The sequence below is a fragment of the Pseudomonas paraversuta genome, assembly GCF_904067025.1.
GTDB lineage: Bacteria > Pseudomonadota > Gammaproteobacteria > Pseudomonadales > Pseudomonadaceae > Aquipseudomonas > Aquipseudomonas paraversuta.
The window spans coordinates 1503020-1527081 of sequence record NZ_CAJFDA010000001.1; the positions used below are offsets into that span (position 1 = coordinate 1503020).

Sequence of the window (24062 nt, forward strand, 5' to 3'; positions counted from 1 at the left end):
AAGCTACAAGTTTGAGGCTTGCTGCTAACCCGGCAATCCAAAAAACGCCCGCGCGCATGCCGTCGTATGTTCGGCCAGGTCCTGTTCGCTCTCTTCCCGATGCACCGCCACTTCCCGCAGAACTTCTGTTAAGTAAGCCGGTTCATTACGACCGTTTTTCGGTTTTGGTCGCAAGGTCCGCGGCAGCAAGTACGGCGCATCGCTTTCAAGCATCAGGCGACCCCGGGGAATATCCCGCACCAGCGGGTGCAAATGGGTACCGCGGCGCTCGTCGCAAATCCAGCCCGTGATACCGATGTGCAAGTCCAGGTCCAGGTAGCTGAACAGCGCCTTCTTTTCTCCGGTAAAGCAGTGCACCACCGCAGCGGGCAAGTGGTCGCGATAGTTGCGCAGGATTTCCAGCAGACGCTGACTGGCATCACGTTCGTGCAGGAACACCGGTAACTGCAGCTCTACCGCCAGCGCCAGATGTTCTTCCAGCACTTTCTCCTGTTGCGGGCGCGGTGAGAAATCGCGGTTGAAGTCCAGCCCGCATTCACCCACGGCACGCACGTTGGGGTCTTTGAGCAGGGCCAGTAAACGCTGGGCACTGTCGCTGTTCCAGTCACTGGCCGAGTGCGGGTGAATCCCCGCCGTGGCGAACAGTCGCTGACCGCTCTGGTCAAGCTCGCGGCACAGTTGCAAGGCCAGTTCACTGCCTTCAATGCTGGTGCCCGTGAGGATCAGTTGCGCCACGCCAGCCGCGTAAGCACGGTCTAAAACCGCCTGGTGTTTGCCGTCGAAGCTAGGGTTGGTCAGGTTGACGCCGATATCGATGAGTTGCATGGTGCTACCTCAGGCCACAGGCCGAGAAGCATATCAGAGCTGTAGATTTATAAGAAAAACCAAGAACTACAGACAGTTATGGTTGTCTTTGAATGCCGCAACAACGCAATGCCCGGTTTTCTACAGGACGCATTGACTGTATTGCGCGCTGTTCCCAGCGCTTAAATCCCCCAAAAGGGGCACCGGTTGTCGGGTAATCCGACACGGCGCCGGGCTGTATTCTTTCCGGAGAACGGATGACAAGACCAACACTATTGATTGCGCTGTGCCTGATGCTGCTGCCACTACCGGTACTGGCGCGCCTGGCCGGACCGTTACAGGTCGGGCAGCCCAGTCAGGTCCGCGATCTGGCGCAAATCCGCAGCAGTCAGGTGTTACGGGTGCTGGTCAACCAAAGCCGCAATAGCTCGGGAGAGGTGCAAGGCCAGGCGATCGGTGTTGAATATCATCGGTTGCACGCATTCGAGCGCTACCTCAATGGCCACGCCCGCGATGGCCAGGAAATCACCCTCAAAATCATCCCCAAAGCCAAGGATCAACTGCTGGGCGCCTTGTCCCGTGGTGAAGGTGATCTGGTAGCCCCGGGCGAGTTGCTCGACTTTAAAGCCAACCATGCCATCAGCCCCAGCGACCCGATCGTCGATGACGTGCCTTTGCTGCTGGTGGGGGTCAAGGGTGAGCGCAGGTTCAGCCGTTTCGAACAGCTGTCAGGCCGGACTGTGACATTGACCACCGGCAGCGCAGCCGGAGCGGCGGTCAACATGATCAATCAGAAGCTGGCCCTGCGAAAACTGCCGGCGGTAAAAATCGAATGGGTGGACCCCAGCCTGGCCGTCGAAGATGTGCTGGAGATGGTTCAGGCCGGTATTTTTCATCTGACCATTGTTGAGCGACCTATTGCCGAACGCTGGGCGACCTTGATGCCCAAGCTGCGTTTTGACCGCAAGGTACTGGTCAGCGAACCTGCTGCCATGCGCTGGTATGTGCGCCGTGATGCATCGATGTTGCGTGCCAGCATTGACCGCTTTGTGCTGAGCTACAAGGCCCCGTCCGATCAGGACGTAGCCTTCGAGCGGGTGTACCGACGCTTGTATCGGGTGCATTACCCGTTGGCCCGGGCCGATCGCCAGAAGCTTGAAAAGCTGCGGCCGATTCTGCAAAAGCATGCGCGCCAGCAGGGGATGGACTGGTTGAACCTGGCGGCGCTGGCGTTCAAGGAGTCAACCCTTGACCCTGATGCCCGGGGCTCTGGCGGGGCTACGGGGTTGCTGCAAATTACCCCTTCGGCTGCCCAGAGAGTGGGGGTCAGCAACATTCAGAATGTAGATAACAATGTGCAAGCAGGGGCCAAGTACCTGGCGATGATCCGCCGCAAGTTCTTTGCCAGCCCCAAGCTCAATGAGCGTGAGCGCATGGCTTTTGTGCTGGCGGCCTACAACATGGGACCGGAACGTGTGCAGGGTATGCGGGCCGAGGCCAGGCGGCGTGGTTTGAACCCTGATCAATGGTTCTTCCAGGTCGAGCGGATTGCCATGGAGCAGGTTGGAATGGGTGCGGTCAGCTATGTTAATAGTGTGAATAAATACTATTTGGCCTTCGACCGGGAGCGTGACTCGCTGGAGCCAGTAAAGCCTGAGCTGGTCTCCCGGAAATGATCGGATAATTTGATTGTTATGTCGGGTTTATTCGACTTTTAACATGATGAAAACTGATTAGTATGGCGAGCATTCCCCACCTGATGATCTAAAGGACTACAGCATGAGCAAATTGATCCAAACCGTTTTGGGCACCCGTGCAGGCTATGGCCTGACAGTGTTGCGGGTTTTCGTGGGCATTATTTTTGCTGCCCATGGCTCACAAAAACTCTTCGGCTGGTTCGGTGGTGGTGGACTTGCCGGTACTGCGCAATGGATGGAAAGCATTGGCCTGACGCCGGGCACCTTGATGGCACTGCTGTCTGGCGGCACCGAGTTTTTTGGCGGCCTGGCCCTGATTGTCGGTTTGCTGGCCCGTCCGGCAGCCCTGGGCCTGTCATTCACCTTGCTGGTGGCGATTTTCTCGGTGCATATCCATAACGGTTTGTTCATGGCCAACAATGGTTATGAGTTTGCCCTGGCGCTGTTGGGCGGTACGGTGGCCGTGCTGCTGGAAGGCGCGGGCAAGTTGTCCATCGATGGTGCTATCGCCAAATAAAGTGCAACGTTCGCTAAAAGGCCCGCCGCAAGCGGGCCTTTTTCGTTGTACGGGATTGTTGACAGCTACAAGCCGGTTTATCTAGGATGTTTTCTTGCGCCGATTTAAACAGCTACTTGCGGGGCGCCAGAGGGTTGCAAGACCTTCTAAGAGGCTTGAAGCAGGCCTCGAAATACCGCTAAAGCGCTGGTTCGGTGTTGCCTCTCACCTGCCACGCAGAACCTTGAGGCGGAGAACCGAAACATGAGTCAGACGCGTCCCCTTGTACGTCTTGAGCCGATCACGGCCAATCTGAACCTGCGCAATCCAAAAATCCTTCTGAGCGGTAAACATCAGCCTACGCTGCTGCGTTATCTGGACGGCTGGCCGCGTCGCAAAGGCCGGGCTTCGGCGTTTCTGATTCAGTTTGTCGAAGAAGGTGACAGCCTGGCACGCTTTGCCAGCAACAGCTTCGATCTGGCAGTGATTCAATCCCCCAGTGCCGAGAACGCCGAGCTGGTGATTGGCAACCTTACCCGTGTGTCGCGTCAGGGCCTGATCACTCTGCGCTGAAGTCAGGGATATTCAATCGCCACGATGTACACCCACTGTTCACCGGTGGGTGTTTGCACCTGTACTTCAGCATCCAGCGATTTTCCGATCAGCGCCCGGGCCAGGGGCGAGTCGATACTGATCAGGCCCTGTTTGAGGTCCAGCTCGTCGGGGCCGACGATGCGGTAGCGCGACTGCTTTGCGTCTTCATCTTCAATCGTGACCCATGCCCCGAAGTAAACCTTGTTCGGGTCACTGGGCTTTTCGCTGACGACCTTGAGGCTTTCCAGACGCTTGGTCAGAAAGCGAACGCGACTGTCGATTTCGCGCAGCATTTTTTTGCCGTAAGTGTAATATCACCCCAACCCCAAGCGTACTAATTTGTACTCCCCCAAGCTTGGCCGCCTCTCTCACCCCCCCCCCCACACAGCCAGAACTGCATACTTTAGCCAAGCCCCCCCCCTCTCCTTGATAGTGAGTCAGGTGCAGCCTTCACGTCGGCCCCTCTGAATAGGCTGAAGTAAAGGTATAGCCGGCTAATGGTGGCAAATGAGATTCTGAAGAATCAAACAGTCGACAGATAGGGGGCGCAAGCGTGCAATCAGATGTGCCAGCAGAGCTTGTCGCTCTACCGACTCAATGCTCGCCCTGTAGTGGCCTACTGAAATCTATAGTAACCCCCATTTTTGCAATGCTGATTAACGGGTGAAGTGGCTGGCTTGCTTAAATCTACCCGGCGTCTCGTTGATAGCCTGCAGATCGAGCGAATAAGAGGTCGCCCATATCGTTACTCCAACCCAAATGACTTAGCGATCAATAATCACTGAAAAAAACCAACGAACGAACGCACTGCCATAGTTCGACCATCCAGTTAACCTCACCCTCAGCACGAATCTGCTCAGTGGCCGCACTGCCGATACCAGCTAACACGGCGCCATTCAGGCAAAAGGTCGCCGGACGTTCACGTCAGAAACAGACGGACTAAGCAGGATCGGGGATGGCGGGGAACTGAACAAAAAAAGAAAGCGAGAACAATCTCTCAAGCCAAAATGCTCACGAGCGCCTTTCAATCAGCTACGTATGACGGGCGAAAATGCCAAGGCCTGAGCCGCTATCCCACATAGCATAACTAACAGGCCTGAATCTCTACGCCGAGGAATGAAAACCGGACAATAGATGGATGTCCAACCCGAAAGCAGAGAAGAATAAAAACCCTTTAAAATACCACTAAGGGTATTTTAAATAAATAAAACAAAAAAATAAATTTGACTTTAAGAAAAAAACCAAAATGCTATACTTTGTATTCAAAATACTCGTCAATATATAGCATATAATGAGCGCGCGAAAAGTGTCAAGCATCCATCTATCTTATCCTGCAAATCTGCCTCCCCTAGCGGCAACACTTCGTGACGGCCCGTCACCCCATCACGCACGACCAACTATCTACCAACACCCCGGCCCCCAGCAGCCAAGCATACAAACCGCGACCAAAACCCTCCAGTGCAATTCTGTCGGCTCTCCGAGCATCACCAGCGCAATCTCCCCGATGAGCCTCGGTGCCTCCGTCAAAAGCACCCCCAACAAAAGCAGCAACAAAATAGGCAGCCGAAAAAAATTGAGCTCCCACCTGCTCGAAGGTGCTCGCCGATGACTTTTTGCATGAGGGTGAAGGTGGACTACCAGAGCGCTACGAACATCAAGAAAATGCGACTGCCTGGGTTGTTGACTGATCGTGGAATACTGGTATCGCTCCTGCAATACCACAGCGAGCAACGTAGGAGCATGTCTTGGCGGGATCGTGTGAATCTGGCTGTAATTTTACTGCTCGATTTCATAGCAAAGAGCGGCATTCCTTTCGATTCGCCTACGACGCTGCTGATGTCATTCAGTAACGCGTTGAGAAACGGCACCATCGATCTCGACCTGGAAGACCCTACAGGACTTTTCTGGAGCGCCCGCACTGCTAACGATGCGGATGAGTTGATCGGCTATCTGACAGGGTATACCGACTGGCTTGCTACTCAACCAGGTCATAGCGGCGTTCTTATGAACCCTATTAGGCGAGCGACGACCTATGAAGAGAAGCTCAATTGGTGCGCCTATCATCACCGCCAGGACGCCAAGCTGCTCAACCATTTGACCAAGGGCTCTGAGGCGGAAAAAAACCAGTATGCCCGGCAAATACAGCGCGAAAGATCACTGAGTATTATGCGAGACGAAGTTAAGCGCTTTCCAAAGGATAGCTTTAACAAGCTGATCGACAACGGCTTCATCATTGCGAGCGCTCTTAGCAAGGACGAGCGCCGTTACACGGATTACAAAAGCCAGGCGATGACCCTGTTGATGCACTGGGGTGGCGTGCGGAAAAGCGAGCTCTTCCATATCTACCTAGATGATATAGATATTGACCTCGGTCGTATGGAAGTCGTTATCCGCATCCATCATCCATCGGAAGGTACTGCACCCGAAAAAGGCTATAAAAATCGCGAAGACTATCTGTTGAGGAAGTTCAGGCTGAAACCAAGAGTTCAGTACCTGAAGTCTGAAACCCAGCATGCCGGCTGGAAAGCACCAACTGTAAACAGCCACAAATTCTTCAATGTTAATTTTTACCCGCCCGCAAAAGCAACTGAATTCTTGCTCGCGTTTCGAAATTATCTGCTTTACCAGCGCGCGGAGCCGAGTGGGCTAGGACATCCTTATGCCTTTACTAACAGTAAAGGTAGGCCGGAAACCATTAAAAACTTTCAGCGATTACATAAGTCAGCGGTAAAACGGATCGGACTGCAGTGCGGAAAATACTACGGAACCACGGAACATGGCCATCGACATGCTTACGGCTATCGTCTAGCAGAAGCAGGGTTTACTCAAATTGAGATTCAAAAAAGCATGCACCACAAATCCCCTAACTCTTGCCTGATTTACGTGCAAATGACTAACGCTGATCTAAATAAAAGAATGCGGGAAGTTGAAAGGCGGGCGAATGCCGAATCACTTTCTCACCTCGTTCCCACTAGTGATCCCAAGAGCGATTCTTATAGTTATCCAAACATTGCCTCCCAACTGCGATTCCAAAAACACGACACCGCCTCCGACGCCTAGGTACGATTCACATAGGAAACAAAAAGTTATGTAGAGGATTAGAAAATCCCGCGGAGCTTTAAACTGCAACAGCTGTTTTGGCTTCTGGCGGGGAACCATTATATTCCCAATTCAAACCCCACCTCTTTGCACCTTCAAAGATCAGAGACGGGCACACCCATGCCTACGACAAGCCGAATTTAACCCTGGAACAATGAATAAACAACCACCAAGACACGCACTCCTCAACCCCCAAAACTCAGCTACATCAACACACTGGGAATAAAGCTTCATGGGCAAGAAATCAGATTTTTATGAAACGCTTGAAGAGGCGCGCGAGGCCTGTATTAAGCTCGGCATAACTACTATCAAGGACTTCAAGCTGCGACGCACTGAAGATCCACGCATCCCTAGCTCCCCGAATGAGGTCTACAAGGATGAATGGAAAGGATATCTTCACTTTACAGGTCGAGGCGCTGCCGCGCTTTACAGTTATGACGATGCCAAATGCGCCATCATTAAGCTGGGAATAACAACAGCTAAAGAGTACGCTCAATACTACAAGAGAGATTACCGCCTTCCTTCTCGGCCCGACACCAAATATGCAGGAGAATGGAAAAACTGGCACGACTTTCTCGATAAGGAGGAGAAATACAGTGATTTCTACGAGGCGCGACAGATCGCAAGATCTTACAATTTTCGCTCTATAGCGGATTATAGAGGCACCTGTCTAGAAATTGACTCTCGACTTTATGCTTCGCCGCAATTGGCCTATAAGGAATGGAATGACTGGTACGATTATCTTAACATACAGCAGCGCGCCACGCTTTTCGCATTTGAAGAGGCGCAGGATTTTCTTGTCAAACATAATATTCGATCGTCCGCACAGTATTTTAAAGTTCGAGAAAACGAACCAAGATTTCCCGTCGCGCCTAATCTAACTTATAAGAAAAAATGGATTGGTTGGGCACATTTTCTTAAGCAAGGCCGCGAGCCATATATCTCTTATCATGATGCCAAAGAGGCCGTTAATGCCTTGGGAATAGCCACAGACCAGGAATACGCTGCTTGCTTTTCTGAAGACCCAAGACTTCCTAGAGAACCAGCTAAGCATTATAAGGATTCATGGCCTGGATGGCTAGAGTTCCTAGGCTACAGCCCCAAATATAAAACAATAGAACACGCGACGGCAGCTGTCCGACGTCTCGGAATTTCCGTTAAGACCGATTATTTTACGCGCTTTTCAGAAGATCCTCTGCTTCCTAAGCGTCCCGATATTTTCTACCGCCAAACCTGGCCAAGTACTGGGTGGCGCGCTTTCATGTATGGTGGGTTTCACCCCACCATGCGCACTGCTGGAGCAGCAGCACGCAAACTAGGTATAGTCACGATTACAGATTACGCAAAACTTCGACATTTAGATTTAAAGCTTCCTATGGCACCTCGAGAAGTTTATAAAGAATACACAAGTTGGAAAGATTTTATTCTTCCTGAAAAATGCATAACTCTCGCAGAGGCAAAAACCGCAGTAAAAATTTTGGGAATCAAGGATAGTAAAGGATATCGTCAAAAACAGTCGCTGTACCCCAGTCTACCGGCTAATCCACACCGTACATTCAAAGATGAATGGATCGACTGGTATGATTTCTGTGACATCCAGACGCCCTATACTTATGATGAGGCTATATCCATCGTGTGGGCTGCCGATTTGCAAACGGCAGCCGAATATAAAAAATTCATTGTTTCAAGCGGAGAGAAACGTCTCCCACTAACGCCGGATAAAGTATATGAGGGTGTATGGGTAAATTGGGCTTGTTACCTTGGAAAAGATGAGCCGTACACACTGCACACTATTAGGGCTCCTTATGAAAACTGGAAGCCGGCAATAGCATCTTATCTGCGGATCGTTAAAGGCGCTTCCGTTAAAGAAAATTACATTGTACGATTTGTACGTGATTTTCTTTCTCCGATTGGCATCGGCCATCACCCGACACAGTTATTCACGACAGACCGGTTCAAAATAATAGAATTCGAGCTTTTCGTTTCGAGCATCAGGGAGTCCCTGCAACGGAAGGTTGTCAACGGACTCCGGGAATTCGCCACCCATTACATTCAAGAGCACCTCAGCATTAAATGTGACTACACCGGTGAAATAACTCTTATCGAAGGAGCTCGCGATCCGTTTGCACCCTACTCAAAAGATCTTGGGTATCTGGTGCAACCCACAGAAACGGTAAAGCCAGCCCTCGCTTATCAGTTCGTCGCAGGGATGCGAGACTGGATTGTTCCGTGTAACGCCACGAGCTTTTCTGACTTGGAACACCTTCATGGGTTTGAAGCAGACTGGTATGACGTTGATGAATCTCTTATCGATCGTGATGACCCAGATTGCGTCTACAAATGCGTTAATGGCAAATACAAGATCTGGTTTCCCGGGCACTGGATGCACACATACGCGCTGGCGTCTGTCCCTGTTCGCGGTATACAGCTAAGTTACGTGGATTCTGGAGAAGCGGATAAAAAAATACCTGTCATCAAAGATGGCAAAGTTGCATGGATCAATAACTCCTTGAAACTGAAAGGCAAAACGAAGGAGCAAGGGTTTGTCAAACAGTATCCTAACAATGAAAACGGGATGCACCTCACTACAAACAAAACTTCCCGCAAGCGCCCTTATTACGACGTACCCTGGATTCCGGAGTATCTCGCGCTCTGGATAGTTCGCTTTCGTCAATGGCAGACCAAATACAACCCTATTAACCGCCCTATGCCTTGGGTGGAATGTCGCTTCACTAACCTGTGTGAAGATGACCTGAAGAAAAAAGGTAGTAATTGCTTTCTGTTTCGTGATTTCGAAGCCGAGGAATGCAGTGGAAGTTTTTCATCTCGCCTTAGTAGCCGGATTGCCATCGCGCTTTACAACAGCCAACCTAAGGCACTCAAGTTGGCCACCTTGAATGGCAATCCAGCGGCCGTGACTGCCTACACATCGGAATATACGCCCCACACGTTGAGGGTAAGCTTGATAACTGCTTATGTTATGGAGTTCCGACTTCCGCTGGAGGTCATTGTCAAGATCGCCGGACATAGCTCTGTGATCATGTCGATCTACTACGTGAAAATTAACAATGAAATGCTGCGCCTGAGATTCAATGAAGGAGAAAAGCGCGCATTGTCCAACCAGGCCAAAGCTGCGTATCAGATGGTCGAGCAGGGCCGCGTCAATAAAATCCGCAGTCAACTCATTACGAACAACGATGAAGCTATCAAACGCTTTGTGGGAGAAATCGCTGCTGGCAGTGCGCTTTTCCGCGACTACGGCATGTGCCCCTTCGCTGCTAACCGGTGCAGTGACGGCTATGCAGAAGAAAATGGTAAGTATATTTATGTACCTGCAGGGTATCTGGGCAGCGAGAACTGTATCCGTTGCCGGCATTTCATCACCGGCCCGGTTTTCCTGGGTGGCCTGCTCTCGTTGGCCAACGAAATTTCCCTAGCAGCGACTATGCAATTCGACCATCTGCATGACATGGAGCAAACAACCGAAGAGTTGCGGGCAAGCATCGAACTATCCGATGCTGAACAATATGATTGCGAAAAAAAGGGATTGAAATTCGACGAAGCTGCAAGGAACGCGCTGGAGATTGAGGTGATCGCTCTGCTCGGACAGATCGAAACCGCCTCTCGGAAAGCTGACATGTATCTCTCCGACATGAACTCAATCAATCGCTTAGCGAATCAATGTCAAGCCGTTATGAATGAACGTATCGAGAGCGACAATGACTCAGATTCTACCCAGCTCATCATGCAGCCGGATCACGAAGCTATGGTAGTCATCGAAGAAACCTCGTTCTTCCATCAGCTCAATGAAGTGTGTGTAAACGCGGAAATTTACGTATCGGCCAAGGCTGAACTGGCTGTCGCGCCACGCGCGCAGATGCTTGATCGGATGATCGAGCTAAACAATATGACACCGTCGCTATTTCGCCTGGACGCTAAACAACAGCTGATTATGGGGAACCAGCTTACGCAGTTCATGCTAGCCCGCCTCAAATCTTGGGAGAAGCTAGACGCCGTGGTCGAAGGTCGGTTGTTGATGCAAGACCTTCCCGCTCACGAACGTGTGACCGAGGGAGCAATTCAAAAACTTTTGACAGGAGCCAAGGCAACAGAGGTCATGGCACTCACTCTTGATTCCGACTCGACTTTCGAATTAGCTTTCGAGGCAATCCAGGGCCCTTGCACGGCCATTGCGGGCAAGGACGGCTATCAGACCTTTATTGAAAATGAAGATTGGGAGTACTCCTCATGAGCCCCGAAGAAATGCTGGCGCATCTCAAAGCAATCACTAAGCCACGCACTCACACCACTCTTGAAGCCGTCTTCAATGCTTGCAAGGAGCAAAAGGAGCGGGGGAGCACCGACTTCAGCTACTCAATGATCGCACGAGTAGGCAAAGTCTACGGTGTACCCGCGGCGCAGAGCTTGCGTAATCAGAGCGGTGTCAACTATCGAGCACTGATTGACGCCTTCGCTGCTACGTTACCGCCTAAGCAGAAAGAAGCCACAGGGCAATACTCATGGATTGAAGCGCTACCCATGGGCGAGCAGAAGCTTTTGACCAAAATGCTGCTCGGCGAGCTCAAAGACGCTGAGCGCAAACTGAAAGAGATCGTGCCGCCCAACAAGGTGTTCGACGTTGATGTCCGCCTCCCACCGTCCGCGCAGTTCAAGCTGTCACCCGGTGAGCGTCGAGCTCTGGAATACCTTTCTTCAGCACAGTTCCTGACCGAGCGATCACTGAAACGAGGTGAGCGCAGCGATGTGGTTGGCGCGAACGGTGAACAGCTCTTCAAGCCAGGCACGCTAGACGCTTTCGAAAAAGCACTGCAGTACCTGTAGCACCTGCATCACCAGTAGTGCCTGCTGAACTGGGACGCGTGAGCACTGCAGGTCGCGCCATAGCCGCTACACAGCAATACCCGCAACACTGAATCACAGTAATCCCGCAGCACCTACTTACCGTTGAGATTGCGACTGGAATCACCGAGTAAAGTAGGTGCCGCAACGGGCCCAAGCACCAGCACTCCCATTAGCAAGCTTACGATGGCAAAGGAATGCCAGCTCGCCCTGGACACCAAGCAGGTTAGACAGGTGGTGATGTCACACGCCCTTCTGTAGCGTCTACACATCCTTTCTTACACCTTTTACCCTCGCGTCCTTGTCATGGCAGTAGACGTCGGAGCCGGCGAGCCCTATGTACCGAAATATGTTCATTCCCTGCAGAGCCTGGAACGCACCTTATCTATTTCCTAGCCCCCAATGGGATCGCGCCTTCTCGAAACGGTGGGCCAAGCCAAGCCGATGTAATCCGTTCCAGTACTCGGTCAGCGCGGATATTAATGTCATCGTGAAATGAGATTCCTCAACATCCGTCTGTGAGATGCACAAACCTAATGAATGCGCCGTATCGGAAAGGGAAACGCCTCGCAACCCCACACTCCCGCTGCTGCTGCCGGGGCAGTAGTAGCGCTCTAATGAGGGCAAGACGCATAATCCAGATCGTCAAGTCACGTCACTTTTCTATGCTGCTGCCACAACCACCCGCTTCGGGTTCAATAGACCTTTGAGTCAGAGACGAATGTTCAATGGAAGAGTCTAAAGACGGCAGCTACTCGCCGTATGCATTCGAACGCTAAACGTTCACTGCCAACGGCTAGGCAGCCGATTAACTCATAATAGGAGGTAACGTTGGCTACAAACATTATCACCCGCAGTGGTCACGATGCCCTCAAAGAGGAGCTGGATCACCTCTGGCGGGTCTATCGACCAGAAATCACTCAGAAAGTCGCCTGGGCAGCATCCCTCGGGGATCGGAGTGAGAACGCAGATTATCAATACAACAAAAAGCTGCTCCGAGAAATAGACCGACGCGTCCGGTACCTTCGAAAGCGACTAGAGGACATCAGAGTCGTCGATTATTCACCCGAGCAGGATGGGAAGGTTTTCTTTGGCGCATGGGTCGAAATCGAAAACGATGACGCAGATATCAAGAAATTCCGGATAGTCGGATACGATGAGATCTATGGACGCAATGATTACATATCCATCGACTCGCCTATGGCTCGTGCGCTGTTGAAGAAAGAACAAGGAGATGAGGTAGTAGTCCAGACACCCAGTGGCGAAGCCACTTGGTACATCACCACTATCGCGTATGTATGAGAAAAATCCGACAAGATAGCCGACTCAGTGTCCTGCAGAACCCAAGCTCGCTATCGGCGCGAGATATTCGAAAGGCAGTCCTTCGCGAACCAGGTCATGAAGCATGATGCCGTGTGATGGCAGCCCGAGAGTCATCCAAATGCTCGGTGAGATTGCCGTACTTTCTAGAGCGGCGTCGATACCCTATCTGAGAGCGCAGCCCTTCAAGACGCATCAGCCTCGCTACACGATAGCGGCCACAGTCTTCACCGATTTCGCGCAGGTCGTCATGGATTTTGCGATAGCCATAAACGCCGCCGCTCTCCAGCCAGGAATGCTAGATCAAACCCAGCAGTTATGCGTCGACACGCCGAGACGGGCCGCTAAATTAGCGACAGGTAGCTTCTTTTCGGTCACTTGATTGACCGCTTGGATTTTGAACTCTTCGGGATAACGTGGGTTGCTCACGGCACCTCCTAATTGGCCTCAGTTTAAGGCAAATAGGTGTCTAGGAAACCCGGGGCGATTCAAAATGATCTCGAACAATTCGAGGGTGAGCGTATCGCCGCAGTGCTCGAAACCTACGACATCTTCACAGCGGTCAAAATGCTCAACACCTATTTTGACTATGTCCCAAACATTGCCGGCCCACGAGAAGAGGTACGAATCAGGTTACAAGTTTGATCCATGAGCCCAGCGTAAGCATCCGACGAACCTGTCTTCATAGCTCCAGCTTTTAGGTAGGCGTACTCGTGAACTATAACCGCTCTGGCTACAGATCATTGGTCGGGGAGCGTAGCCAGCATGCGGACAAATGCCCTACAGGCCGCCGTTACCTCCCCCCCTTCAGGGTGTCGCGATACCGCAAGGCTTGTCATGAACAGCAAATCACGCCATCAGCCTAGAGGTCGCCTTATTCAACCCAATCATATCGACATAAGCAAATGGATTACCAAGGGCCCCTGTCGGACGCCCCGGAACCGCGCGCCGCAGGCCTCTTCTGTTGCTTAGGCTTAAAACTACACATCGGATAGCTTGAGCATGAGCGGAATTGGCCATAGGGGCCTTCCTTAGCGACCATCACTCCTCGTTTGCACAAGGGGCACCTGTCTTCATGTATGGGTTCTCCGCGAATGCTGGTGACCTTGATGGCTCCCTCCTTAACCATCTCATCCAGAAACGGTGAGTTTTTTCCCATCACAGTGAACATCGCAACTGATCGGCGAGCTCGAGTCAGAGCCACGTAGAACAGACGGCGTTCTTCGCTGTATGGGTATGTATCGCCGGCTGGCATCACCAGCTCGAGCACTGAGTCATCGCTTTTTAGATTCGGGAATCCGCGAGCCACCATACTCGGGAGCAGAACGTATTCTGCCTCATCACCTTTGGAGGTATGGATTGTCTTAAATTTAAGCTCGATACGGTCGCCGAAATTATACTGCCAGCTGTCTGGAACATACTGTCGGTCGTTTTTGTAGCGCCCTAGAATGAAAACACTCACTTTGCCACTTTTTCCCGCAGGTATCTCTCCCTCAATCAGCTTGTGATAGAGGTTTGTTAGGTACTGATTGATGGCGTCTTGGATCTGGTTTCTGTCGAGAACCTGGAAAGCCTGGATAGCAGCGCCAATAGCAGGTGTCACTGACGTAACCGTCTTCTCCAACTGAACTGGGTTCTTTGAGACGAATCGGCTAGACACGTCACAGATCTCTTGCGGACACCGAAATGTAGTGCCTAGACGGTAGATTTGACCGTGACCGAACCAGTCTCGGAAGCCTGTCATTACAGATATGTCCGCGCCAGCAAACCGGTTGATCGATTGCCAGTCGTCCCCTACAGCAAACAAATGGCGACCGGGCTCCGAGACTAGAGCGCGGCAGAGGCGAGCCCTAGCCCTTGAGGCGTCCTGATATTCATCAGCCATTACAAGGCTGTATGGGGAGGGATGACCTTGCTCAAGTCGTTCAGCCGCCATGTTAATCATGTCCTCGAAATCGATTCCTCGATCTTGGGCCAAAGCCATGTTCCAACCATCGATCACGGGGCCGGCAAGATCAAGGAACGCTTCAAAGCGGTATTTGAATGCCCCAGGTGGTAAATCTCGAATGCGATCTGACATTTGCTCCATGCTGAGGCTGTTACTTTTGAAGTGCGTGATGAACATGCGAAGCAGCTTGACCAGGTCGACATGTTCGATCGGTACCACGCCTTTTGCAGGAATTGGTCGATCCGGATTTGGATCGAGAGTAATACCGCGAGCAGTTAGTTCCTTGGATAGATGATCGAAAATATTCCCGGTCTGTAACTGATGTGAAGTCGTCTCAATCAGGGCTGTGCCCAAACGTTTATGTGTGTCGCGCTTCCAGACCACACCTTGCGAGTAATCCTTGAAATGTTCAGGAGGATTGCCTTGCGCGTCTAGCGCGAAATGTTCGTGATAAAGATCGATAGCGGGATAATAAAAATCGGGAAAATACTGGCGATGCATCGCTGTAGCAGTATTGTGCTCGTAGCATCGTTCATACTGATAGTCGATGCCGTTGTAGAACAGCCAGTTAGCGATAATTCGCTCTTCTTGGCTAGCTACAAGCTCACCACCCAACGAGACGAGTCGGCCTTGTCCTTCTTTATCCCATGCTTCAAACGACTGCTCCTCCCCAGCAGCAGGAACATCCCGTCCTAGCACCAAGCGAAATAGATCCCACTGAGCCCTGAACGATTCAGACTGGTCTTTCAGGTCGTCGACTATGTTCAGAAGCTTCATGAGTCCAAGTTGGCTCTCTACTGCCCAATTCGGGACGTGGGGTTTGCGGCCTGTAGCTTCAGCAATTATGGAAAGCCCCAACGCGTGGAAAGTCTTGGCCTCTACTTCCACGTCTTCGATGCCGAGCCGATTCAGTGATGCTGCGATCCGCGCCTGCAGCTCGCCGGCTGCATCCTTGTTAAAGGCAAGCATGACAATCGACTTGGGCGGAACTAGCTCGCGGTGCAGGGCATAAACTGCCTTGGCAACCATGGTCGAGGTTTTGCCCGAACCTGCGGATGCGATGACCTGGACTCGATTGTCAAAGCATATGACCGCTCTTGATTGCTCACCCGTAAGTGGCTTGCTTTCGACGTTCGCGAGTAGCTCCTTGCATCCATCCAGCTCCCTCAGCATGAATGCTTCATTTCGTGCTGCCCACGACTCTTTCCACTCACACATCCAGGCATCGAGATCCTGGTGGATTGCCCCGGCAAGTTCACCGAGAGAAGATTGAACATCGGCAGTCCGGAAGAGCTTGGTTAATGCCTGGTCGTCAATATTAAGAGTCGGTTTTGCATCAATGAGAGCTTGCTGCTTTTCGTGGGTTAACCAGTGGTGCTGGGAATCTGCAGTGCTAATGGTTGACGCGACCTTATCCAACCACCCCTTTATGGATGAATAACAGTCCTCAAACTGGCTGCGCCTAGCTACCTGAAGCAGTCTCCCCAACTCCTGGGTCAGCGAGGGCTCTTTGGAGTTGGGCAAACCATCTATGTGGTATTTGCGGTCTTGGAAGAATGTTAAGTCCGTCCATAGCACCCCCCGACTCACTTCCACACTTGCGAGGCTGTGGGGGTTTATCTTCAAAGTGGCGTCACGCAGCTTCAGCAGAAGACATCCATCTTCGACCCAGAGGCGCCACGTTTCGGATTTCGTCAGCAGCCGCCCCCAAGCAGATGCTCGCCATTCCTTTGTCATGCCGATTCCACTGTCACAAAAAGTGGAGTGTACCTGAGAGAAGATGTCCGATCTCCTCGCACTCAAGGTCAGATCTCTACAAAATCGTCTATGTTGAATTGAGCAGAGCTAAGAGAATGTAACCACGGGCTTTCACTAAGCAAGGGAAGACATTTTCTTCTACGGGGTTTTCAAGTGCCAAAGACGTCCGACTGTTGATTTCGGCATCCCCAAGATCTGCACAACCTCAGCTTGACTGTGCCCTTCTTTTTTTAGCTCCTGGACGGCTTCCCATTTTTTCTGCGCTGCCACCGATTGGGGATAAGACAGTTTTTCGGGCTGAATAGGAAGGGGGATATCCAGCAGATTATTAGCTTCCAACTCTTCTAGAGCTAAGTGCAGAACTTCCCGAGCTGGTCGTTGGTCTTTGGCTGCGTACACAAGCACTAGAAAGGATACAGGATGCAGATGTAGAGCTTCTGCTAGCTCTTGGCTGACTTCCAGAGTGGCGGACGTTTTTACAGCCTCAAGCTGGCTCACGTGCGATTGTGTGACAGTCAACGCGATGTCGTGCTGTGAGAGACCCAGTCGAGCTCTCAACGTCTGTAGCACTGCAGCATATGCTTGGCGAAGCAACATCCTGACTCCCCTCCCAAAGCATGACGGTATGCCGTGTTTGCGTAATCCCATTCAAATCTATATATTTATATTTTTGGGACTTAGCATGGGCGGCTTGCGATTTAATCAGCCTCATACAGTCAGTTCAGGCCAGGCCGGAGACTCGTTGGTAGCCTCGAAGCCGGAGTGCACCACTTGGCTACGCCCAGAAGAATTGGCACATGGGGTAGCCTTCTTATAGTGAACAATAGCCATAAATTGTCAGTGCGTGGGGGAATAGACGCGGGTGAATTCAAGCTGCTTAGGCTGAGAAGCGACAAGCAGGAGAAGGCGCATGAACTTTCGTGTGAATACTTCCCCAATCGCCCCGCCGCATTTCGAATTGCAGCACCGCAAACGAGGAAACCAGCGTCATGTTTATTTCAGATGAGTCTTGTATGGTCGGCTTACCGGGCTTCCCTGGGCCTGGCCGCACGGCTTGGCGGATGGTCGAGCGAAACGCGGAAGATTTTTGGTATCACGTTCGCTTTCGCATTTGTGAAGGAGCAGAGGTTCGGTTCAAAAAAATGATGCCAACAGACCCCTCTATGTTGGCCCACCTAATCTCTCAGCGGAGCCGAGAGCACACGATTGAGGCGGTTCAGGTTGTTACTCCCGCTTGCATTAACGGGAGCTCTTTAGAACGGATGGAAAAGTTGATCAGTGTGATCGTCGGCTATGACAGAAAAGGTGAGTGCGTACTGCTTCATAAAGTCGAAAGCGGAGCAGTTTACAGCAGCTCTCCCGGCGAGATCGACGCAGGCTTGCTCAGAAATACTCGAACGATCTACGACGCCATGACTGCCGCAGGGAAGCATTTCCATTGCACCAACTCTCAGACCCCGAATCGCTCTGCCACTACAACGGCGGCAGGTTAATCCATGAAGATCCAAATTTATTCAGATCTGCACCTCGAGTTCGCTCGGTTCGATACCACCCCAAGCGATGCGGACGTCGTCATTCTCGCTGGCGACATTGATATCAAATCACGTGGAGTGAAATGGGCAAACGAGGTTTTTCAATGCCCGGTGATCTATGTCTGCGGTAATCATGAGTACTACGGCGGGCACATAGGTCACACACTGCGAAAGATGAAAAACGCTGCATTGCCCCATGTGCATGTACTCGAAAACGAGATGCTCATTCTCGATGGCACGCGCTTTTTGGTCACAACTGCCTGGACGGATTATTCGTCTACGGGTGATGTGGTTGCGGCAAAGCGCGTTGCTTGGGATTCGATGAACGATTTCTTGGTGATTCGAGCCGACTTGGATTACAGGCGCTTACGTCCAGACGATTTGGTCGCTAAATCAATGAGGGCACGCCGCTGGTTAGCCCAAGAACTCGATAAACCCTTCGACGGTAAAACCGTGGTGGTCACACACCATGCACCAGCGTTGGATCATCTAGGTGACGATCACCCCGGACACCTGGTTGCAGCCTATGCGAACGATTGGTCAGAGTTTCTTAGTAAGAATGATCTTTGGATACATGGGCACACGCATTTTGCAGCAGACTTCCTCAAGAATGGGTGCCGAGTGGTTTCCAATCCACGCGGTTATCCGGGTCAAAGGACAGGCTTCGATCCTGGGTGCTTGGTGGTGGTTTGATGGTGAATAGATCTCGTCAGTGTCCTCCATGAGCTCGGAGTTGATAGATCAAAACTAGCGGGTGTGAGTTTGTTCGAACGGTTGATATTTAGTGTGAATCTAAGGTTTTTGAATGGTCACTTTGAATGAAATCTCGCAGTTACTTTACGGAACAGGAGATGAATCGCCAGGCTGGCAGGACTCTGAAGAAGGACTGATCTCTTTGGCAGCAAAGTCTTTCCCTGGCAAAGCCTTCTGTGTGGTCAAACAGTGGATTTTGATCGATCTCACTGTGACGCCTGAGGAAAGGGAAAAACTGACGAAGCTCGGTTTACTCCCGGCAACTCTATACGCTCACGAAGTCGTCCTAGACAGTAGAGGCCGCTTTCAGCCTCGGATGTGGGTGCGCAGCAATTTTGGCGTGTCTTTTAGCCAGGGGTGCATGTTTGAAACCAAAAGTACGGTCTACCTCCTCTGGGGATCGGGCCTGAGAAAAGAGGCCAGCGTGGCGACTGCCTTTTCGATGAAGGCAGGGTAAGCGATGCTCTCCGACAATTTAAACAGAGTCGTTTTGGAGCTTGGGTTGGATGCCTGAAGTAATTGAGCTGGAATTCCATAGTAAGGAATTGAGTGACTTTCAGTTAAGTCGCCTGGTGCGGGCGAGTCTACGTAAATACACCGTGCCCATTACAGCGTTTATCATCGATGCACTGATCGCCGGGGACACTTGCCTCGGGGTGTCTTTCGATTACTCTCAGAAGGACGATGCCTACCACAGAGCCGATGGTTCTATCCTCCGCACCGGTAAAATTCAATCAGCGAGAAAAGAAGGCCGGTTTTGGTTACTCGAGACTCAAGATGGTAATTACGTCATCGCTAGCTTCAAGCGAGACCTCGGAAGAGCTAGCTTTCGCAAGCTAATCGAATCCGCCGACCGTTTCTAAATGACGGTGATAAAGTCACCTTTTTGAGCTCGAGATAGGGCCTGGCACATGTCAGATGAACGATGGTCAGCTGCTTGGGCAATAAGTCATTTTGACGAGTTGCTCGACTAGGTGATCACGACTCGCAAACCGTTTTTCATCGAGGGGGAACGCCGGACTGCGGTGCTCATTTCAATGGAGGAGTGGGAGTCGATTCGGGACAAGCTCATCGCTCGAGCTCCGTCAGACCTCTAGAAGTAACTCGCTGTGACCTCTTAGTATTTAGCGCCCCGAACTAGTAATGCGAAGCGTTTCAATCTGAATTTTTCCTGTAGTCTCTGGTAATATGAAGGCCTTAAGTTTTACTATCTAGTCCTTCGTGGCCGCTCGGTTACGAGCACTCCGGAGATTGCACGAGAATGGATTTTTACGTCATAGGCAGAGATGAAAAATTCCCAAGCCATGCGAGGAATGCGGCCTATCTCAAGTTCGATCGCTGGAATGATTTCAAATTTGTAACGATGTTTTATGTAGTGCTTTTTGATGAGGCAGGAGAGCGTTTTGAACTTGAAAATGTGAAGATCGCTTTTAAAGGTCAGGAAACCTCTACTTCAACCTACTCGAAACTTCCTCCCCGTTTCACCGTGCTGCCAGAGGGTTTTTTTTCTCTGGGTAATAGTGTTGAATACTACAGTGAAATAGCCAAAATTGACTCATCTTCACTGAAGTTTGAATATTTAACTGGGCTCAAGGATATCGTCGCGAATCCAGAAATTGTGGAAGGGATTATTGAGGAAGATGTTTTCTCAACCTCTCTTCTGCGCGACGTTAGTTTGAGCAGTGTCAAAGAGCAATTTCCTCGGGTTCTGCAGGGTGGGGCCATTCGCACTGACTATTCGTTTGTATATACAAAACTGACGGACAGCGCGACTGCAGGCATTGAACTTAGCTTCGAGGTTGAGGCCGAGTCTACCCCTTCGACCAATATTCACGCTCTGATAGGTCGCAATGGCATCGGGAAGACTACTATCCTTAACGGCATGATCAACTCGATCAGGGACGGGCATGCAGGCGCCGATGGCATATATCAGATTAATCCTTGGGGGATGCCGAAAACACCCATCAGTCAGGAGTTTTTTAGCAGCGTCGTATTGGTTTCCTTCAGCGCGTTCGACCCATTTGATCCGCCTGCCGAACAACCAGATCCAGCAAAAGGCACCTGCTTTTACTACGTCGGACTCAAAGTTAAAGGCGCCGATGAACATGAGTTAAAACATCGTAAAGCCCTTAAAACCGAATTTTTGGCTGGCCTGCGAGCGTGAATCGCCCCTAGTTTCGTAGACACCTCCAAGCCTTAAAATGAGGCCCATTAGGAGGTGCCATGAGCAACCAGCGTTATCCCGAAGAATTCAAAATCCAGGCGGTCAAGCAAGTGACCGAAAAGCAGCTTCCTGTCTCGGAGGTGGCTGCACGATTGGGTGTGTCTGTGCACAGCCTCTATGCCTGGGTTAAGCGCTACACCAAGCCCCAGGAACAGCGCGTTGAGGAGGATGATCAGAGCGCTGAGGTTCGTCGTCTACGTGCCGAGCTGAAACGGGTGACGGAGGAGCGAGACATCTTAAAAAAGGCCGCCGCGTACTTTGCCAAGGAGTGCGGCTGAAGTACGCATTTATTAAGCAGCAAGCGGGTCATTACGCGATTCGACGGCTTTGCCTGACGCTCAAGGTTCATCCCAGCGGCTACTACGCGTGGCTATCAGAACCAAAATCTGCGCGAGCCAAGGACGATCAGCGACTGCTTGGATTGATCAAACACTCCTGGCTGGAAAGCGGTGGCGTTTATGGCTATCGAAAGATCCATGATGACCTGCGAGAGGTTGGTGAGAGCTGTGGCCGTCACCGGGTGGCTAGGTTGATGCGCCTTGAAGGTTTACGTTCTCAGACTGGGTATCGACGGAGGCCTGGAAAATACGGTGGTAAGCCAGCCGTTGCCTCACCGAACTTACTGAAGCGCCAATTCGATGTCAGAGAACCCAACAAAGTTTGGGTCACAGACATTACCTACATCCGAACATATGAAGGCTGGCTGTATTTGGCCGTGGTGCTCGATCTGTTTTCACGCCAGATCATTGGTTGGTCAATGAAGTCGCAGATGACCAGCGACGTAGCCATTGATGCACTGCTGATGGCGGTTTGGAGACGTAAGCCGAAGCAAGAGGTGATGATCCACTCGGATCAAGGCAGTCAGTACAGCAGCTCAGACTGGCGAAGCTTCTTGAAAGCTAACAACCTGGTAGCCAGCATGAGTCGTCGAGGTAATTGCCACGACAACGCTGTGGCGGAGAGCTTTTTCCAGTTGCTGAAGCGGGAACGGATCAAGCGTAAAATCTACACTACACGCCAGGATGCTCGAGATGATGTGTTCGATTACATCGAGATGTTTTACAACCCAAAACGACGCCACAGTTTCAACAATCAGCTGTCACCGGTAGAGTTTGAAAAGCGTTACGCAGCGAGCCTTGAGAGTGTCTAGAAAACCCGGGGCGATTCACCGTGCCTTAAGGAAACGAATAAAAGGAATCGCTGGAAAAAGGCGATCCAAAGTTTACAGTCTGACGAGAACTTCGCAGAAATGAGGTTCTTGACGCTTCTCTCTCTGAGCGGTAATGAATTCGTCGCTACTGCGGAATATCTGTTCTCGAACTTGAGTTCTGGGCACGCGATTGTCCTGCTAACGATAACAAGATTAGTTGAGCGGGTAGAAGAGAAAACCCTAGTGCTTCTGGATGAGCCAGAAAGCCATCTACACCCACCACTCTTATCGGCTTTTGTTAGGGCTTTGAGCGAACTGTTGCTAGATCGAAACGGAGTAGCAATTATTGCTACTCATTCCCCAGTGGTCATCCAGGAAATCCCTTCTTCCTGCGTATGGAAGGTCAATCGCTCGCAACTGGTGGCTGCCGCCCATCGGCCTAATGTCGAAACCTTCGGTGAAAACGTGGGTGTACTTACAAGAGAGATATTCGGCTTGGAGGTTACCTCTTCAGGTTTCCACACTCTGCTGGCAGCTGCGGTCAAGCAAGGAAAAGATTTTGAACAGATCCGAAGTGAATTCAACGGGCAGTTAGGCTACGAAGCTCAGGCGATACTTCGAGCGCTTTTAGCTGTTCGCGATTCGAAGGCTCAGTCATGAAGCGTCTGTCTCGCCCGGATTATGCTCCGGAGTATGCTTACGGTGTCTGCATTTCAGCAATCATCGACGAGGAAGAACGTAACCGAATGATGGCTGCGATAGGAGACATCAAAGACACAGCCGTCAATTTCATTGAAAGGGCGATAGCAGGCTCAACGTTTGAGCTGCCTCCGTTGATAGTTGGACGCGGGGAAAACCCTGTCGTCGTTGCAGGCATTCGAAAAAGCGAATTAGTGAGGCTCTACGAATACTATATGGTGCAACGTCCGCTGGGACGTGAGATTTATGATTCGATTTTGGTAGCAGCTGAGGATAGCTGTCCTACGTGTGGTGGAATAGGACATCCCCGATCATTAGATCACTATTTGCCCAAAGCGAATTATCCGAAACTGTCGGTACTACCGCACAATCTCATTCCTGCCTGTCGAGATTGCAATACCGATAAAGGCAATCCGCTGTTCACCCAGCCCAATGAGCAACTGATCCATCCTTACTTTGACCAGGCCTGTTTTTTTGACCAAGCGTGGATCACCGCTACAGTAGCGCATTCGCAGCCCTGTGTTATTTCTTATGAAGCGAGTCCGCCTGAAGTATGGCGTCCAGTAGATTACCAGCGCGCGGTAAACCATTTCGATTTCTTTGATATTGCAAAGCGGTACAGTATCAGGGCTGCAGAAGAGCTTGGTGTTCTAGTCGATCAACGTCGGTCGTTAATGAAAGATCTAGACACCGACAGCTTCAGCGCATACTTGCGCTCCATAGGGGACTCACCCGTTTTATTTCCTAACCATTGGAGGAAGGTCATGTACAAGGCTTTGGCCATGGATGAATGGTTCTGCAATGCCCAATTGTAGAGAAAGGAGCCACCTCTGGCAGATGCCTGTGGGCTTGGCGAGTGTGCGAGCCGGATTGGGGGGAAGCGCAGAGAGCTGAGCCAAAGCTTCACTACATGGGGTGATCAGCTTTGGACGGTGTACGGCAGGTGATTCGAGTTTCGCCAACAGAGACGGTGGACGAAGCGGCAAAACGGAATTATCCCAAATTATGGCTCAGCCATAATTATTGCTGAGCCATAATTTATCGCTTCCAAAAGCTTCTGTTTAGGCTACTTAGCAACACGTCGTCATCAAAATGGGCAGGACATCCACCGGTTGCTGCAACGTCGAA

The 24062-nt window shown here is 51.2% G+C and carries 18 protein-coding genes and 3 pseudogenes; 15 read left to right on the forward strand and 6 right to left on the reverse strand.

Annotation, left to right across the window (positions count from 1 at the left end):
- Positions 1–24: 24 nt before the first annotated feature.
- Complete coding sequence (locus tag JQ848_RS07130) at positions 25–825, reverse strand: TatD family hydrolase (RefSeq protein ID WP_003446789.1); 801 nt, start codon at positions 823–825, stop codon at positions 25–27.
- Between the two features lie 236 nt (positions 826–1061).
- On the opposite strand from JQ848_RS07130, the gene JQ848_RS07135 reads away from it, so the two are divergent.
- From JQ848_RS07135 to JQ848_RS07145, 3 genes are all read left to right on the forward strand, one after another.
- Positions 1062–2480, forward strand: coding sequence for an MltF family protein (locus JQ848_RS07135; protein ID WP_037001933.1), 1419 nt, complete (start codon positions 1062–1064; stop codon positions 2478–2480).
- A gap of 103 nt (positions 2481–2583) precedes the next feature.
- Complete coding sequence (locus tag JQ848_RS07140; RefSeq protein WP_010656997.1) at positions 2584–3018, forward strand: DoxX family protein; 435 nt, start codon at positions 2584–2586, stop codon at positions 3016–3018.
- A 243-nt stretch (positions 3019–3261) separates the two neighbouring features.
- Entirely contained in the window at positions 3262–3570 is a 309-nt protein-coding gene (locus JQ848_RS07145) for a hypothetical protein (protein WP_003446797.1), read from the forward strand.
- Positions 3571–3572: 2 nt separating this feature from the next.
- Here the strand turns inward: JQ848_RS07145 and JQ848_RS07150 are convergent.
- Positions 3573–3902: pseudogene (locus JQ848_RS07150) on the reverse strand (GreA/GreB family elongation factor); the annotation flags it as partial.
- Positions 3903–5208: 1306 nt separating this feature from the next.
- Between JQ848_RS07150 and gmtY the strand changes: the two are divergent.
- From gmtY to greB, 4 genes are all read left to right on the forward strand, one after another.
- Positions 5209–6651 (forward strand): gamma-mobile-trio recombinase GmtY, encoded by a 1443-nt coding sequence (gene gmtY / locus JQ848_RS07155; protein ID WP_268968740.1) that lies wholly within the window; start codon positions 5209–5211, stop codon positions 6649–6651.
- A 271-nt stretch (positions 6652–6922) separates the two neighbouring features.
- Positions 6923–10942, forward strand: a complete 4020-nt coding sequence (gene gmtZ, locus JQ848_RS07160; RefSeq protein WP_202210409.1) for a gamma-mobile-trio integrase GmtZ — start codon at positions 6923–6925, stop codon at positions 10940–10942.
- Positions 10939–11532, forward strand: coding sequence for a gamma-mobile-trio protein GmtX (gmtX, locus tag JQ848_RS07165; RefSeq protein ID WP_202210410.1), 594 nt, complete (start codon positions 10939–10941; stop codon positions 11530–11532). The genes gmtZ and gmtX overlap by 4 nt, the downstream gene beginning before the upstream one ends.
- Before the next feature lie 849 nt (positions 11533–12381).
- A complete protein-coding gene (gene greB, locus JQ848_RS07170; protein WP_202210411.1) occupies positions 12382–12852 on the forward strand; it encodes a transcription elongation factor GreB in 471 nt (156 codons plus the stop codon).
- Between the two features lie 154 nt (positions 12853–13006).
- On the opposite strand, the pseudogene JQ848_RS23065 reads toward greB, so the two are convergent.
- The 4 genes and pseudogenes from JQ848_RS23065 to JQ848_RS07185 all read right to left on the reverse strand — a co-directional run.
- Positions 13007–13165 (reverse strand): annotated as a pseudogene (locus JQ848_RS23065) (IS3 family transposase); the annotation flags it as partial.
- Between the two features lie 8 nt (positions 13166–13173).
- Positions 13174–13299: a transposase gene (locus tag JQ848_RS23070; RefSeq protein WP_459565139.1), complete on the reverse strand. Its 126-nt coding sequence runs from the start codon at positions 13297–13299 to the stop codon at positions 13174–13176.
- 481 nt (positions 13300–13780) lie between these two features.
- Positions 13781–16555, reverse strand: coding sequence for a UvrD-helicase domain-containing protein (locus JQ848_RS07180; protein WP_202210412.1), 2775 nt, complete (start codon positions 16553–16555; stop codon positions 13781–13783).
- 159 nt (positions 16556–16714) lie between these two features.
- Complete coding sequence (locus tag JQ848_RS07185) at positions 16715–17173, reverse strand: helix-turn-helix domain-containing protein (protein ID WP_202210413.1); 459 nt, start codon at positions 17171–17173, stop codon at positions 16715–16717.
- Between the two features lie 392 nt (positions 17174–17565).
- Between JQ848_RS07185 and JQ848_RS07190 the strand changes: the two genes are divergently transcribed.
- The 8 genes and pseudogenes from JQ848_RS07190 (at position 17566) to JQ848_RS07225 (ending at position 23749) form a co-directional block, all read left to right on the forward strand.
- Positions 17566–18069, forward strand: a complete 504-nt coding sequence (locus JQ848_RS07190) for a hypothetical protein (protein WP_202210414.1) — start codon at positions 17566–17568, stop codon at positions 18067–18069.
- Positions 18070–18072: 3 nt separating this feature from the next.
- Positions 18073–18801, forward strand: coding sequence for a metallophosphoesterase family protein (locus tag JQ848_RS07195; protein WP_202210415.1), 729 nt, complete (start codon positions 18073–18075; stop codon positions 18799–18801).
- Between the two features lie 112 nt (positions 18802–18913).
- A complete protein-coding gene (locus JQ848_RS07200) occupies positions 18914–19318 on the forward strand; it encodes a DUF6957 family protein (protein ID WP_202210416.1) in 405 nt (134 codons plus the stop codon).
- Between the two features lie 49 nt (positions 19319–19367).
- A complete protein-coding gene (locus JQ848_RS07205; RefSeq protein ID WP_202210417.1) occupies positions 19368–19724 on the forward strand; it encodes a hypothetical protein in 357 nt (118 codons plus the stop codon).
- A 398-nt stretch (positions 19725–20122) separates the two neighbouring features.
- The gene (locus JQ848_RS07210) at positions 20123–21025 is read left to right on the forward strand and encodes a hypothetical protein (RefSeq protein ID WP_235972427.1); all 903 of its coding nucleotides are present in this window, start codon (positions 20123–20125) and stop codon (positions 21023–21025) included.
- A gap of 59 nt (positions 21026–21084) precedes the next feature.
- Positions 21085–22235 (forward strand): IS3 family transposase gene (locus JQ848_RS07215; RefSeq protein ID WP_104502081.1). Its coding sequence is split into 2 segments (ribosomal slippage): positions 21085–21319 and positions 21319–22235, totalling 1152 coding nucleotides; the frame shifts between segments, so codons are not numbered across the junction.
- Positions 22236–22256: 21 nt separating this feature from the next.
- Positions 22257–22895, forward strand: a pseudogene (locus JQ848_RS07220) (AAA family ATPase); the annotation flags it as partial.
- Positions 22892–23749: an HNH endonuclease gene (locus JQ848_RS07225; protein WP_235972431.1), complete on the forward strand. Its 858-nt coding sequence runs from the start codon at positions 22892–22894 to the stop codon at positions 23747–23749. The pseudogene JQ848_RS07220 and the gene JQ848_RS07225, both read left to right, overlap by 4 nt.
- Positions 23750–24062: the final 313 nt, after the last annotated feature.